12 protein-coding genes are annotated in these 13981 nt (G+C 71.1%); 7 read left to right on the forward strand and 5 right to left on the reverse strand.

From position 1 onward, the window contains the following. The gene (locus tag STRCI_RS34210) at positions 1 to 756 is read left to right on the forward strand and encodes an IclR family transcriptional regulator (protein WP_269662836.1); all 756 of its coding nucleotides are present in this window, start codon (positions 1 to 3) and stop codon (positions 754 to 756) included. A 20-nt stretch (positions 757 to 776) separates the two neighbouring features. On the opposite strand, the gene STRCI_RS34215 is transcribed toward STRCI_RS34210, so the two are convergent. Genes STRCI_RS34215 through STRCI_RS34225 form a run of 3 tightly spaced genes read right to left on the reverse strand, consistent with a single transcriptional unit; the run spans position 777 to position 4354 of the window. Further along, complete coding sequence (locus STRCI_RS34215; protein WP_269662837.1) at positions 777 to 2240, reverse strand: sugar ABC transporter ATP-binding protein; 1464 nt, start codon at positions 2238 to 2240, stop codon at positions 777 to 779. Between the two features lies 1 nt (position 2241). Continuing rightward, positions 2242 to 3294, reverse strand: coding sequence for a sugar ABC transporter substrate-binding protein (locus STRCI_RS34220; RefSeq protein WP_269662838.1), 1053 nt, complete (start codon positions 3292 to 3294; stop codon positions 2242 to 2244). Between the two features lie 37 nt (positions 3295 to 3331). After that, positions 3332 to 4354, reverse strand: a complete 1023-nt coding sequence (locus STRCI_RS34225; protein WP_269662839.1) for an ABC transporter permease — start codon at positions 4352 to 4354, stop codon at positions 3332 to 3334. 135 nt (positions 4355 to 4489) lie between these two features. On the opposite strand from STRCI_RS34225, the gene STRCI_RS34230 reads away from it, so the two are divergent. Further along, positions 4490 to 5215, forward strand: coding sequence for an SDR family NAD(P)-dependent oxidoreductase (locus tag STRCI_RS34230; protein WP_269662840.1), 726 nt, complete (start codon positions 4490 to 4492; stop codon positions 5213 to 5215). Here STRCI_RS34230 and STRCI_RS34235 read toward each other — a convergent pair. Then, entirely contained in the window at positions 5192 to 5905 is a 714-nt protein-coding gene (locus STRCI_RS34235; protein WP_269662841.1) for a MerR family transcriptional regulator, read from the reverse strand. The two genes, STRCI_RS34230 and STRCI_RS34235, sit on opposite strands and share 24 nt — an antisense overlap. A 222-nt stretch (positions 5906 to 6127) precedes the next feature. Between STRCI_RS34235 and STRCI_RS34240 the strand changes: the two genes are divergently transcribed. From STRCI_RS34240 to STRCI_RS34250, 3 genes are read left to right on the forward strand one after another with little or no spacing between them, the layout of a single operon-like run. Then, complete coding sequence (locus STRCI_RS34240) at positions 6128 to 7594, forward strand: amino acid permease (RefSeq protein ID WP_269662842.1); 1467 nt, start codon at positions 6128 to 6130, stop codon at positions 7592 to 7594. Between the two features lie 41 nt (positions 7595 to 7635). Next, on the forward strand, positions 7636 to 8124 hold the full coding sequence (locus STRCI_RS34245; protein ID WP_269662843.1) for a macro domain-containing protein: 489 nt from the start codon (positions 7636 to 7638) through the stop codon (positions 8122 to 8124). After that, entirely contained in the window at positions 8121 to 9029 is a 909-nt protein-coding gene (locus STRCI_RS34250; protein ID WP_269662844.1) for an adenosine kinase, read from the forward strand. The genes STRCI_RS34245 and STRCI_RS34250 overlap by 4 nt, the downstream gene beginning before the upstream one ends. Here STRCI_RS34250 and STRCI_RS34255 read toward each other — a convergent pair. After that, positions 9026 to 10507 carry a M1 family metallopeptidase gene (locus tag STRCI_RS34255; protein WP_269662845.1) on the reverse strand — a complete coding sequence of 494 codons (1482 nt, stop codon included), beginning with the start codon at positions 10505 to 10507 and terminating at the stop codon, positions 9026 to 9028. The genes STRCI_RS34250 and STRCI_RS34255 overlap by 4 nt on opposite strands. Before the next feature lie 218 nt (positions 10508 to 10725). Here STRCI_RS34255 and STRCI_RS34260 point away from each other — a divergent pair, with 218 nt between their 5' ends. Next, positions 10726 to 12666 carry a Xaa-Pro dipeptidyl-peptidase gene (locus tag STRCI_RS34260; protein ID WP_269662846.1) on the forward strand — a complete coding sequence of 647 codons (1941 nt, stop codon included), beginning with the start codon at positions 10726 to 10728 and terminating at the stop codon, positions 12664 to 12666. Continuing rightward, positions 12663 to 13910 carry a DUF2817 domain-containing protein gene (locus STRCI_RS34265; protein WP_269662847.1) on the forward strand — a complete coding sequence of 416 codons (1248 nt, stop codon included), beginning with the start codon at positions 12663 to 12665 and terminating at the stop codon, positions 13908 to 13910. The genes STRCI_RS34260 and STRCI_RS34265 overlap by 4 nt, the downstream gene beginning before the upstream one ends. The last annotated feature ends 71 nt before the right edge of the window (positions 13911 to 13981 follow it).

Below are 13981 nucleotides of genomic sequence, written 5' to 3' on the forward strand. Positions count from 1 at the left end.
ATGACGGACCGTCCGCCGCCCAAGTCGGTGCTGGCGCGCGGGGCGGCGTTGCTGCGCGCCTGCGGGGACGCCGGGGCTCCGCTCGCCCTCGCCGAGCTGGCCCTGCGCACCGGGCTGCCCAAACCCACCGTCCACCGGCTGCTCGGCGAGCTGGTCCGGCTCGGTCTGGTCGAGCGGACCGGGGAGGGCACCTACCGCATCGGGCTCGGCCTGTTCGTGCTCGGCGTGTCCGCGCCGTCCGTGTGCGAACTGCGGGACGCCGCCCTGCCCTACCTCGGCGATCTGCACGAGGCCACCCATGAGAACGTGCACCTCGCCGTCCCGGACGGCACCGACACCCTCTTCCTGGAGAAGGTCACCGGCCGCCGCGCCACCCCGATCGTCTCCCGCACCGGAGGCCGGCTGCCCGCCCACTGCACCGCCACCGGCAAGGTCTTCCTCGCCCTGGATCCGGGACCGCGGGACCCGAGGCCCCCGCGCGGCGCGCTGCCCCGGCTGACCCCGCGCACCCTCGTGCTGCCCGGCCAGCTGGCCCGGGACCTCGCCCTGACCCGGGCCCGCGGCTACGGCGTCAACCTGGAGGAGGCCGAGATCGGCGTGTCCGCCGTCGCCGCCCCCGTCTACGCCCACGGCCGGGACTCCCGGCCGGTCGGCGCGATCTCGGTCACCGGCGGCACCCGGCGCCTGGACGTCGAGCGGCTCGGGGCGAGGGTCTGCGCGGCGGCACGGGCGCTGACCCGCGCCCTGTCGACGTGACCGCCCGTACCCCCGCCTCCTCACCCCATCGACACCCCTTGCTGCATCGCCACCGCCAACGCGTGCTCCGTCAGCCGCTCCCCGCGCACCTCGCCGACGACCCGGCCGCGCACGAACACCAGCACCCGGTCGCACACCTCCGTCAGCTCCGCGAGATCGGTCGAGGCGAGCAGCACCGCCGCGCCCCCGGACGCCAACTCGCCGATGATCGTGTGCATCTCGGCCCGTACGCCGATGTCCACACCGCGCGTCGGATCGTCCAGCACGACGATTCTCGGCTCGGTCGCGAGCCACTTGGCGAAGACGACCTTCTGCTGGTTCCCGCCGGAGAGCCGGGCCACGGGGTCGTAGGGGCCGCCGCGCAGACGCAGACGCTCCGTCAGGTCAGCGGTGCGGCGGACCAGTTCGGCGCGGGAGGGGGCGACACCGCCCCGGCCGAGCGCCAGCCAGCTCACCGCGGTGGCGTTCTCCCACACCGTGCGGTCCAGCATCAGCCCGTACCGCTTGCGGTCGCTCGGCACGAGGGCGAGACCCGCGCGGACGGCGTCGCGCAGCGAGCGCGGCCGCCCGCGCCCGCCGACGTCGACCCGCCCCGCCGAGACCGCCGTACGCCCGCACACCACCTCCAACGCGGCCAGATGCCCTGCCCCTTGGAGCCCCGCGACCCCGACCACCTCGCCCGCCAGCACGGTGAACGTGACATCCGCCAGCCGCCCGGGTACGCACACCCCGGACAGCACCACCTGCGGCGGCAGATCGACCGCGGACCGGGTCCGCCGCACCGCGGGCTCCGGACGGCCGCCCAGCATCGCCGTCACCAGCTCGGGCACGTCCACGTCGGCTCGGCGCGCCCCGGGCAGTGCCACCCGCCCGTCGCGCAGCACCGTCACGCGCCGTGCGAAGCGCATCACCTCCGTCAGGAAGTGGGTGACGTACAGGACCGCGATGCCCCGCCCGGTGAGTGTGCGCAGCACCCGCTCCAGACGGTCCACGGCCGCGGCGGGCAGCGCGGACGTAGGTTCGTCGAGGATCAGCAGCCTCGGGTCCAGCAGCAGGGCCCGGGCGATTTCGGTCAACTGCTGGTCGGCCAGCGGGAGTTCGCCGAGCCGGGCGCCGAGGTCGACGTCCAGGCCCAGTTCGGCGAGGACCGGCCGGGCCGCGCGGTCCATCGCGGGGCGGTCGAGCAGGCCGAGCCGGGTGCGCGGCGGCCGGTCGGGGAAGAGGTTCTCCCGCACACTCAGGTCGGGGAAGAGGCTCAACTCCTGGGACACGACGGCGATCCGCGTCCCCCGGGTCACCGCCACCTCACCCTCGTCCGCCGCCAGCGCTCCCGACACGATCCGCACCAGCGTCGACTTCCCGGCGCCGTTCTCCCCGACCAGCGCGTGCACCTCGCCGCCCCGCAGCCGCAGATCCACGCCGTCCAACGCCCGTACTCCGCCGTAGGACTTGACCAGCCCCTCGGCCACCAGGACGTCGTCCATGTCAGCGCGCGTCCTTCAACGGGCGCAGTTGGGCCTCCTGGTCGCCGAGCAGTTCCTCGATGACCGGCTTGTAATACTCGTAGGCCGCCTCGGCGGACTTCTGCCGGGTGATGATCTCGTCGATGTTGGTGGAGTCCACGACCCCGCCAGGGGAGAGGAACCAGCCGTCGGGCAGCTTCCGGTCGTTCTCGCGCACCGCCTCGATCAGCATCGCGGTGGAGAGGTAGCCCTTCAGGAAGTGCTGCGGGTCGATCGTCACGAAGTTCGATCCGTCCTTCACGGCGTCCAGGGTCTTGGGATCGACGTCGAACCCGGCCGTCAGCCAAGTGCCCTTGCGCGACTTCTTGATCTTGGCGAGGTTGTAGCTGTCGGCGTCCCCGACCCCCAGGAAGGCCAGCGCGTCCGGGTGCGCGCTCACCTGCGCCGACCACGAACTGTGGTTCTGCCCGGGATCGCTGTACGTCTGGAAGGGACCGAGCACCTTCACCTCCGGCGCCTCCTTCGCGAAGGTGTCGGCGATGCCCTGGGCCCGGTTGTCCAGCACCGGAGTGCCGGGGTTGGGCACCCCGATGACGATCTCGCCCTCGGGCTCCGCGCCGAGCCGCTTCAGTGCCTCCTTCGCCATCAACTCGCCCAGCGCGTAGTTGTCGTTGCCGACGTAGAAGGTGACCTTGCTGCCGTCGGTGGGGGAGGTGTCCAGGGCGACGATCGGGATGCCCTGGTCCACGGCCCGCGCGGCGGGGCGGGTGAAGATCGGCGGATCGAGGTTCTCCAGCACGATGCCGTCCTTGGCGCGGGTGGTGAGGTTCTGGAACAACTGCACCTCGGCGGGCCCGTCCGTGTTGGGCGGCCCCACCGCCTTGAAGTCGACGTCACCGGCGTGCTCGGCGGCGCTCTCGGCGCCGAGGACCATCTCATGGGCGAAGTTGAGCGAGATGTTGGCCACGGCGATGCCCATGTCCAGCTCGTCGCTGTCGCCGGGGCCGCTGTTGCCGCAGCCGACGGCGCCGACCAGCACCAGCGCGGCGGCCACCGTACGGAATCGGGTGTGCATCACGGCCTCCAAGGCTCGGTGCCTGTGTCCCAGGCGCTTACTCACGGCGCCGCCCGCCCCGGCGCAGCGCGCTGTCCGCCGCCACGGCCAGGAGGATCACCCCGCCGGTCGCGAACGACGTCCAGTTGATGGGGACTTCGAAGAACACCAGGCCCGCGGCCACGACCGAGAGGATCATTGCCCCGGCCACCGCTCCCACCACCGAGCCACGACCCCCGGCCAGCGGGGTGCCGCCGATGATGCAGGCGGCGATGGCCTGGAGTTCGTAGCCCTGGCCGAGGGTCGGGTCGCCCGCGCCGTAGAAGGCGAGCGCCAGCGTGGCGGCGCACGCCGTGGTCAGACCGGACAGCCCCAGTGCCTGGATCCGGGTGCGGACGACGGGGATGCCGCTGAAGGCGGCGGCGTCGGGATTGGACCCGATCGCCCGCACCCTGGCCCCGAACCGGGTCCGGGCGAGCACCACGGCCAGCAGCACCACCACCGCGAGCAGCACCCACAGCGCGAACGGCACGCCGCCCGGGTCGCCACCCGCGAAGGTGAAGAAGGAGTCCTCCAGCGGCAGATCGGTGATCTGCTTGCCGTCGGCGAGCGCGAGCCCGACACCCCGGTACAGCATCAGCGTGCCCAGCGTCACGATGAACGACGGCAGCGCCAGCAGCGTCGTCACCAGCGCGTTGAACACGCCCAGCGCGATGCCGGTGAGCAGCACCACCGGCACCGCGAGCCAGGGCGGCACGCCGTCCCGCACCAGCAGCGCGCCCACCACCAGGCACATCGCGTAGGTGCCGCCCACCGACAGATCGACCTCGCGCATGGCGAGCGCGAACACCATTCCGCACGCCATCAGCGAGATGTAGACCGAGTTGTGCGCGGTGGACAGCAGATTGTCGCTGTCGAGGAAGTCCGGGTACGGAACACCGATCGCGGCGATCAGCAGCCCCAGCACCAGCAGCACACCCAGCTCGTCCCGCACCAGCCGGCGCGGCGTCAACCGCCCGGCGGCGCCGCGGTGTTCACGGGCGCGCTCGGCGTCGTCCACGGCACGCTCGGTCTCGGTCATCGAACACGGCTCCCGTACGGCTGATGCTGGGGAGTCCCCAACGTCGGCCCGCGCGGCCGGGTCGGCAACAGCCGCGTTCCGGGGAGTGAAATGGACACCCTTGCCCAGGGCCTGACGGCTCGTCACACTCGCCGCATGGAGACGCGTACCGTCCTGGTGACCGGAGCGGCACAGGGCCTTGGACAGGAGTTCGCCGTCGCACTCGCCGGGCGCGGCTACCGGGTCGCGGGACTCGACCTCGTCCCGCAGCCGGAGACCGCGGGACGGATCCTGGACTACGTCGAGCTGGTCGCCGACGTCACCGACGAGGCGCAGATCGCCGCCGCCCTCGACCGGGTCATCGACCGGTTCGGCACCCTGCACATCGTCGTCAACAACGCCGGCGTCTATCCCGCGAAGCCGTTCGAGGAGACCACACCCGAGGACTGGCGGCGGATCATGCGGGTCAACCTGGAGGCGCCGTTCCTGGTCGTCCGGGCCGCGCTGCCGCATCTGCGGGCCGCCGGGTGGGGCCGGGTCGTCAACATCGCCTCGGCGGCCGTCTTCACCGCGCCGCCCACGATGGTGCCGTACGTCGCCTCCAAGGCGGGCCTGATCGGCTTCACCCGGGCGCTGGCCGGGGCGCTCGCGCCGTACGACATCACCGTCAACGCCATCGCGCCCAGCATGGTGCGCACCGCCACGGCCGAGCGGACGGTAGGGGCGGACGGCGGCTTCGCGCAGGTCCGGGCCCGGCAGGCGGTGGGGCGCACCCAGGAGCCGTCCGACCTGGTGTCGACGCTCCTCTACGTGGTCGACGAGGGCAGCGGCTTCCTCACCGGCCAGACGCTGAACGTCTCAGGCGGTTCCGTCTACCTCTGACGCCTTGACCCACTCCCGCAGCTCCTCCTTCAGTGAGCGCTGGAACGTCGTCAACAGGGCCTGGACGACCAGGGGTTGCATATCGGCGGAGAGCGACTTCACGTCCTGGGCGGCGCGTTCGGACACCTCGCCGCGGAACAGCTGCGACAACTCGTGGGCGGCGGCCCGTGAGTGCTGGAGCAACACCCTGCGCGCGGCGAGGATCGAGTCCTGCGACAGCGGCATGTCCAGCAGCCGCACCCCGAGCCGCAGCACCCCGAGATCGACCCGGAAGTGCTCGTCGGCGCACTCGACGACGCCCATCGCGGCCAGCCGCTCCAGGTCGTCGTCGCCGAGCGCCCGCCCCGCCCGCTGCTCCAGCTCCTCCCGCGTCACCGTCTCCACGGACTCCGGCGCCCAGGAGGCCACCACGGCCCGGTGCACGGCGAGGTCATGGGCGTCGAGGCCGGGCGGCAGCCGGTGCAGATACCGCTCGATCGCCGCCAGCGTCAGGCCCTGCTGCTGAAGTTCCTCGATGAGTTCCAGCCGGGCCAGATGCTCCCGCCCGTAGTGCCCCACCCTGCGCGGGCCGATCACCGGGGGCGGCAGCAGCCCCTTGGTGCCGTAGAACCGCACCGTGCGGACCGTCATCCCCGCCCGCGCGGCCAGCTCGTCGATCGTGAGGGTGGGTTCCTCGGTGCCGGTCGTCATGTGCAGCAGTATCGCTGTCTCACCAATGCTGTGACACCTTCTGGGGCCGGGTGGGACCGCTGTGTGAGATGTAACGCTCTGTGACGTACGCCACCGCATGAGTCGCGTTCCGTGGGGGAAGGTGGCCCCTTGGTCTGTGCCCCTACGAGGGACGCAGGCCATTCGTACGTCCGGACACCCGAGCGCGATCCGCTCGGGCGCACCAGAGAGTGGTACCACCACGTGAGCAAGGACGCCGTGGACACGGCACAGGCCGTATCCCCCACCGTGGCGGCCCAGACGCCCGCGGACGCGGGCGATGCCGGCTACAGCAAGGACCTCAAGGCCCGCCACGTCAACATGATCGCCATCGGCGGCGCCATCGGCACCGGACTCTTCCTGGGCGCCGGTGGCCGACTGCACAACGCGGGCCCCGCGCTCGCCATCGCCTACCTCGTCTGCGGCATCTTCGCCTTCTTCGTGGTCCGGGCCCTCGGTGAGCTGGTCCTGTACCGGCCCTCCTCCGGCTCCTTCGTGTCCTACGCGCGGGAGTTCCTCGGCGAGAAGGGCGCCTATGTCGCCGGCTGGATGTACTTCCTGAACTGGTCCACGACCGGTATCGCCGACATCACCGCCATCGCGCTCTACACGCACTACTGGAGCATGTTCACCGACATCCCCCAGTGGGTGCTGGCCCTCGCCGCCCTCGCGGTGGTCCTGGCGGTGAACCTGATCTCGGTGAAGATCTTCGGCGAGCTGGAGTTCTGGTTCGCGATCATCAAGGTCGCCACCCTGGTCGCCTTCATGTTCGTGGGCATCTTCCTGCTGGCGACCCAGCACGAGGTCGGCGGCCAGACGCCCGGCCTGGACGTCATCACCGACAACGGCGGTGTCCTCCCGCACGGCATGATGCCGGTCGTCCTCGTCATGCAGGGCGTGATCTTCGCGTACGCCGCCCTGGAGCTGGTCGGTGTGGCGGCGGGCGAGACCGCCGAGCCGGAGAAGGTCGTCCCGCGCGCGGTGAACTCGATCATGTGGCGAGTGGGTCTGTTCTACGTGGGCTCGGTGGTCCTCCTCGCCCTCCTCCTCCCGGGCTCGGTCTACTCGGCCGACGAGAGCCCCTTCGTCACGGTCCTGTCGAAGATCGGCGTCGAGGGCGCGGGCGACGTGATGAACCTGGTGGTCCTGACGGCCGCCATGTCCTCCCTCAACTCCGGTCTGTACTCCACGGGCCGCATCCTGCGCTCCATGGCGATGGCGGGCTCGGCCCCGGAGTTCACCGCCCGCATGAACCGCAGCCAGGTGCCCTACGGCGGCATCCTGCTGACCTGCGCGGTGTGCGTGCTCGGCGTCGGCCTGAACTTCCTCATGCCGAGCCAGGCCTTCGAGATCGTGCTGAACGTGGCCTCCCTCGGCATCATCAGCACGTGGGTGATCATCATGATCTGCCACCTGATGTTCGTCCGCCGCGCCAAGGAGGGCCTGGTCACCCGCCCGTCGTTCCGGCTCCCCGGCAGCCCGGTCACCGAGATCGTCACGATCGCCTTCCTGCTCGCCGTGCTCGGCCTGATGTGGAAGGACCCCGAGGTCGGCCGCAAGACCCTGCTGCTCATCCCGGTCATCGCCGCGATGCTGGTCGGCGGCTGGTTCGCCGTCCGCCGCCGGGTGGCGAAGACGGAGGACCAGGAGCTGGCCGAGCTCACGACGTAAACCCGGAGGCCACTGTCAGTGGCACCGCCTACGGTGGCGTCATGTCGGAGATCAGATACGTCCGGGGTGACGCCACCGTTCCGTCGGTGAAGGGCGTCAAGGTGATCGCCCATGTCTGCAACGACATAGGGGGATGGGGCAAGGGCTTCGTGCTCGCGGTGTCGCGCCGCTGGCCGGAGCCGGAGAAGGCCTACCGCGCCTGGCACCGCGACCGCGCGGCGAACGACTTCGGCCTGGGCGCGGCGCAGTTCGTCCAGGTCGAGCCCTATGTGTGGGTCGCCAACCTGGTCGGCCAGCGTGGCATACGCACCGGCAGCAAGGGCGTCCCCGTGCGCTACGAGGCGATCGACGCGGCCCTGGACCGCCTCGCCGACAAGGCCGCCGAACTCGGCGCCTCCGTCCACATGCCCCGGATAGGGTGCGGTCTGGCCGGTGGCAAGTGGTCCCGCGTCGAGCCGCTGATCACCGATCGGCTGGTGCGCCGGGGGATCCCCGTCACGGTCTACGACCATGGGGAGGGGCAGAGTTGAGCCGGGACACCGACGTCCTCGTACTGGGCGGGGCAGGCGTCGACACGATCATCCATGTACCGGAGCTGCCGCTCCCGTACGCCGACAGCTACATGATCGAGGACGGGGTGCGCACCCGCGCCGGACAGACCGGCGACTTCGTCGCGCTGGGCCTGACCAGGCTGGGCCTGAAGACCCACCACCTCGACCTGCTCGGCGACGACCCCGAGGGCGACCTGGTCCGCGCCCTGCACAAGGACCAAGGCATCGCGCTGACCGCCGTACGCCAACCCCTGGGCACCAAGCGCGCGGTGAACCTCGTCGGCCCCGACGGCCGCCGCCTGTCGCTGTACGACAGCAGCCGGGCCGCCGCCGACGACCGCCTCCCGGAGACCACGGTCCGCGCACTGGCCGAGGCCAGCCGCCACGCGCACGTGTCCATCACCCAGCCCTGCGCCCACGCCCTGCCGGTCCTCGCCGAGACCGGCGTGACGATCTCCACCGACCTGCACAACTGGGACGGCGAGAACCCCTACCACGAGCCCTTCGCCCTGGCGGCCGACGTCGTCTTCCTCTCCACGACCGCCCTCACCGACCCGGAGTCGACGATGCGCCGCCTCGCCGACCGGGGCCGCGCCGCGGCGATCGTCGCGACCGCCGGTGCCGAGGGCGCGTACCTGCTGACCGACGGCAAGCTGACCCACATCCCGACGGTCACGCCCCCGGCACCGATCGTCGACTCGAACGGCGCCGGAGACGCCTTCGCGGCCGGTTTCCTCTTCGGCTGGCTGACCGGCGAGCCGCCGCACCGGTGCGCCCGGTACGGCGCGATCGCCGGGGCCTATGCCTGCACGGTCCCTTCGACGAGGGCCGACGCGATAACCAGGACCGACCTACTGGCCAGCGCAGCGGAGAACTCCCTCTAGCGACCGTGGTGGTGCACGTCGTTCGTCGCCGCGATCTTCCGCCAGGACTTCGGCTGAGCCGGAGCCACCGAACGGGCAGCCGCCGCGGCGACAGGCTTCGACGGCTCGAACAGCCACGTGTCGAAGAGTGCCCCCAGCGCCTGCCCGGACACCTCTTCGGCGTAGGTGCGGAAGTCCCCCACGGACGCGTTGCCGTAGGCGTACTTCTGCGTCCACCCCTTCAGGATCGCGAAGAAGTCCTCGTCGCCGATCTCGTTCCGCAGCGCCTGGAGTGCCAGCGCGCCCCGGTCGTAGACCGCGATGTGGAACTGGTTGTCCGGCCCAGGGTCACCGGGCCGGACCGTCCAGAACGGATCGTCGGCCGCCCGCGTCGCGTACACGTAATCGGCGATCTCCTGCGCCGTGCCCTCGCCCTCGTGCTCGGACCACAGCCACTGCGCGTACCGCGCGAAGCCCTCGTTGATCCAGATGTCCTTCCAGCCGGACACCGACACCAGGTCGCCGTACCACTGATGGGCCAGCTCGTGCACGACCAGCGTGGTGTTGGTACCGGCCGCGAACTGGCGCGGGCTGTAGAACGGCCGGGTCTGGGTCTCCAGCGCGTACCCGGTGTTGGTGTTCGGCACATAGCCGCCGAGCGCGTTGAAGGGATACGGCCCGAAGTACTCGGCCAGCCAGTCGGCGATCTCCCCGGTCCGCTCGATGCTGGCGCGCGCGGCGCCGTCGTTGTCCCCGAGATCCTTGCTGTAGGCGTTGACGACCGGGATGCCGCTCTCGGACCGGCCGGTGGTGATGTCGAACTTCCCCACCGCGAGCGTGGCGAGATAGGTCGCCTGCGGCTTGTTGGAGCGCCAGTTGTAGCGGGTCCAGCCCAGCCGTGAGGTCGTCGACTGGAGCGTGCCGTTGGAGATGGCCTGGGTGCCGTCGGGCACCTGGACCGACACGTCGTAGGTGGCCTTGTCGAGTGGGTGGTCGTTGCTCGGGAACCACCACCAGGCCGCCTCGGGCTCGTTGGCGGCGACCCCGCCGTCCGCGGTGCGGTGCCAGCTGGTGAAGCCGTACGCCTTCTCGCCGGACGGTACTCCGCTGTAGCGGATCACGATCGTCACCCGCGAGCCCTTGGCCAGCGCCTGCTTCGGGGTGATCTCCAGTTCGTGCTCGCCGGAGGTGGCGAACGACGCCTTCGCGCCGTTGACCCGCACCTCGCCGACGTCTAGCAGGAAGTCCAGGTTGAACCGCGACAGGTCCTCGGTGGTGCGGGCCAGCAGGGTCGCCGTGCCCTCGAGGCGGTCGGTCGCGGGCTGGTACTTGAGCCGCAGGTCGTAGTGGCTGACGTCGTAGCCGCCGTTGCCGTAAGCCGGGTAGTAGGGATCGCCGATGCCCGATGCGCCGGGGGCGGAACTCGCGGCCGATGCCGGGATCGCCAGCAGTACGGAGGCCGCCGCGAGCACGCTGGGCGCGAAGAATCTGCGGTGCACGAAAGCTCCAAGTCGTCGGGGACCGAAGTCTGTTCGGACTCTATTCAGTCCCTGTGTCCCCGCAGGTGTCCACCGGCCCGGCTGTCACACGATCGCCATTCGGCCGACACGAGCCACCACGCGCCGGCAGAAACCGACCGCCCGAAGGCCCCCTCGTATCACTTCCGCGTCCGATTGCCCTCTTCTGCACGGGAGTTGACCGATGTACCGTCCCGCGCATGCCGATACGCACGCGCTTCACGATCTGGAGACCGCTCGCGACGGCGGCCACGGCCGCCCTGATGGCCACCCTCCTCACCCCGGCGACGGCCCAAGCGGGCCCGCGCACGAGTGAACCCGTCTACTCCTACGACGCCGCCATCCGCGAGGCCGTCTGGGTGGACACCGGACTCGACGGCGACGCCGACGGACGCACCGACCGCGTCGCCGTCGACATCGTCCGCCCCAGCGAACCAGCCGGGCGGGGCCGCAAGATCCCCGTCATCATGGACGCCAGCCCCTACTACTCCTGCTGCGGACGCGGCAACGAGAGCCAGAAGAAGACCTACGACGCCGACGGCGACGTCGTCCAGATGCCGCTGTTCTACGACAACTACTTCGTGCCCCGCGGCTACGCCTTCGTCGGCGTCGACCTCGCCGGTACCAACCGCTCCGACGGCTGCGTCGACGTCGGCGGCCGCTCCGACGTCCAGTCCGCCAAGGCCGTCGTCGACTGGCTCAACGGCCGCGGCAAGGCGTACACCACCCGGACCGGCACCACCCGCGCCAAGGCCACGAGCTGGACCAACGGCAAGACCGGCATGATCGGCAAGAGCTACGACGGCACCATCGCCAACGGCGTCGCCGCGACCGGGGTCGAGGGCCTGGAGACGATCGTCCCCATCGGCGCCATCTCCTCCTGGTACGACTACTACTTCGCCCAGGGCGCCCCGCTCTTCGACTCCGGCCCCGACTGGCTGTCGAACTACGTCGAGAGCCCCGACGCCCGCGCCCGCTGCGCCGCCGTACAGCAGAAGATCGTCGACGGCGCCCCGCGCACCGGTGCCTGGACGCCGCTGTGGAGCGAGCGGAACTATGTGCCGGACGCCGACCAGGTCGAGGCCAGTGTCTTCGTCATCCACGGCATGCAGGACCTCAACGTCCGCACCAAGCACTTCGGCCAGTGGTGGGACGCGCTCGCCAGGAACGGTGTGGAGCGCAAGATCTGGCTCTCCCAGGTCGGCCATGTCGACCCCTTCGACTTCCGGCGCGCCGAATGGGTGAACACCCTGCACCGCTGGTTCGACCATGAACTCCTCGGCTACGACAACGGCATCGACGACGAACCGATGGCCGACATCGAACGGCACCCCGACCAGTGGGCCACCTCCCACGTGTGGCCGCCGCGCGGCACCGAGAAGACGACACTGCGCCCCGCCGAGGGAGCCCAGGAGGGCGTCGGCGTGCTCGGTCTGAACCGGGGCACCGGCACCGAGACCTTCACGGACGACCCCGCGCACGACGAGACCGACTGGGCCGCCCGCATCGATCAATCCACGCCGGACAAGGCGGGCTTCACCACCGGACCGCTCACCCGTGACCTGCGTCTGTCCGGCTCCTCGAAGGTCACCGTCACCGCCACCCCGACCACTTCCACGGCCCATCTCTCGGCCGTCCTGGTGGACCTCGGCCCCGACACCATCCGCGACTACGCGGCCGCGGGCGAGGGCATCACCACTCTCACCGAACGCACCTGCTGGGGCGCGAGCACCACCGGCGACAGCGCCTGCTTCAAGGAGACGGCCGCGAAGACGGCGAACGTCGACTACACGATCCTGAGCCGCGGTTGGGCCGACCTCGCCTCGTTCGGGGGCGCCCCGCTCACCCCGGGCAAGCCGTACACCGTCACCCTCGACCTGGCCGCCACCGACCACGTCGTCCCGGCCGGTCATCGCCTCGCACTCATCGTCGCGGGCACCGACAAGGACCTCATCGAACCGCCCTCGACCAAGCCGACCCTGACGCTCGATCTGTCCCGCACCTCGGCCAAGGTGCCGCTGGTCGGCGGCGCCGACGCCTTCCGCAAGGCCACCTCCGGCGCGGCGGCGGCCCCCGGCGAGGCCGTCCTGGACGGCGTACGCGAACCGCGCACCGCCCAGCGAGTCCCGGAGGCATCGTGAAGTCCCGTATCGCCGCGGTGATCGCGGCCGCCCTCGCCGCACCCCTGCTGTCCATCCCGGCACACGCGGCGGACACCCCGCCGCGCACCGGCTTCGAGCAGTCGGGCGGCGCCCGGTGGACGAGTCAGCCGGAGGAGCAGCAGTTCCTCGCCGCCGTCGACAAGGCGAGCGACCGGATGTCGATCGGCCGGATCGGCACCACCAAACAGGACCGCCCGCTCCAGCTCGTCCGGATCGGCACCCGCCCCACCAGCCGTACCGTCCTCCTCGTATGCAGCCAGCACGGCGACGAGCCGTCCGGCCGCGAGGCCTGTCTGACCACGATCCGCGATCTGGCCCACGGCGACGACGCGCGGACAAGGCGGCTGCTGAAGTCCACCACGGTGCTCGTCGTGCCCACCGCCAACCCCGACGGCCGGGCCGCGAACACCCGCGGCAACAGCGACGGCGTCGACATCAACCGCGACCACATCGCTCTCCAGACCAACGAGGGCCGCGCACTGGCCGCGGTGATCCGCGACCGCAAGCCGGACGTGGTCTACGACCTGCACGAGTACGGCGGCACACCCCCGTACTACGACAAGGACCTCTTCGACCTCTGGCCGCGCAACCTCAACACCGCCCCGGCCCTGCACGACGAGGCCCGGAGCCTGTCGCTGGACTACGTACGTCCCGCCGCCGGCGCCGAGGGCTACACCACCGGCACCTACGGCATCTGGACCGACCCCGTCACCGGCGAGCCCATCCGGCAGGTCGCCGGGGACGGCCAGGAGCGCATCCTGCGGAACATGTCCGGTATCAAGCACACCGTCGGCCTGCTCATCGAGAGCCGGGTGGAACCCCTGACCGAGGTGCCGGAGCCGGTCAACAACCGGCGCCGGGTCGACTCCCAACTCGCGGCGCTGGACGGCCTGTTCGCCTTCGCCGGGGAGCGGGGGAAGCAGGTCGACGCGGCCACCTCGGCGGCCCGCGTGGCGGGCTGGCGGGACACCGGGCCGGTCTACCTCGGCGGCGCCGACAACGACCCCGCCGAACCCGCCGAGGTGCTCCAGGACCCGCCCTGCGGCTACCGGCTGACGGACGATCAGTACGCCGGGATCAAGGACGAACTGGCCCTGCACGGCGTGCGGACGCACGGCACCTACGTCCCGCTCCGCCAGCCCCTGCGCGCCCTCGTCCCGCTGCTGCTCGATGAACGCGCCCCGTACCGCCTCACGGTCGGGGAGCCCGACACCGACTGCTGAAACGCCTGAGGGGGACGACACCTGTGGTAGGCCGTAGAAGTCCTGAAAACAGGACATAAGCATGGCTTTCC

Source organism: Streptomyces cinnabarinus (genome assembly GCF_027270315.1).
GTDB classification, from domain to species: Bacteria; Actinomycetota; Actinomycetes; order Streptomycetales; family Streptomycetaceae; genus Streptomyces; species Streptomyces cinnabarinus.

Excerpts from the sequence above, each read along its gene's own strand:
- STRCI_RS34235 (WP_269662841.1), bottom strand. The coding sequence starts at position 5,905 with ATGACGACCGGCACCGAGGAACCCACCCTCACGATCGACGAGCTGGCC.
- STRCI_RS34215 (WP_269662837.1), bottom strand. The coding sequence starts at position 2,240 with ATGGACGACGTCCTGGTGGCCGAGGGGCTGGTCAAGTCCTACGGCGGA.
- STRCI_RS34220 (WP_269662838.1), bottom strand. The coding sequence starts at position 3,294 with ATGCACACCCGATTCCGTACGGTGGCCGCCGCGCTGGTGCTGGTCGGC.
- STRCI_RS34210 (WP_269662836.1), top strand. The coding sequence starts at position 1 with ATGACGGACCGTCCGCCGCCCAAGTCGGTGCTGGCGCGCGGGGCGGCG.
- STRCI_RS34260 (WP_269662846.1), top strand. The coding sequence starts at position 10,726 with ATGCCGATACGCACGCGCTTCACGATCTGGAGACCGCTCGCGACGGCG.
- STRCI_RS34225 (WP_269662839.1), bottom strand. The coding sequence starts at position 4,354 with ATGACCGAGACCGAGCGTGCCGTGGACGACGCCGAGCGCGCCCGTGAA.
- STRCI_RS34230 (WP_269662840.1), top strand. The coding sequence starts at position 4,490 with ATGGAGACGCGTACCGTCCTGGTGACCGGAGCGGCACAGGGCCTTGGA.
- STRCI_RS34245 (WP_269662843.1), top strand. The coding sequence starts at position 7,636 with ATGTCGGAGATCAGATACGTCCGGGGTGACGCCACCGTTCCGTCGGTG.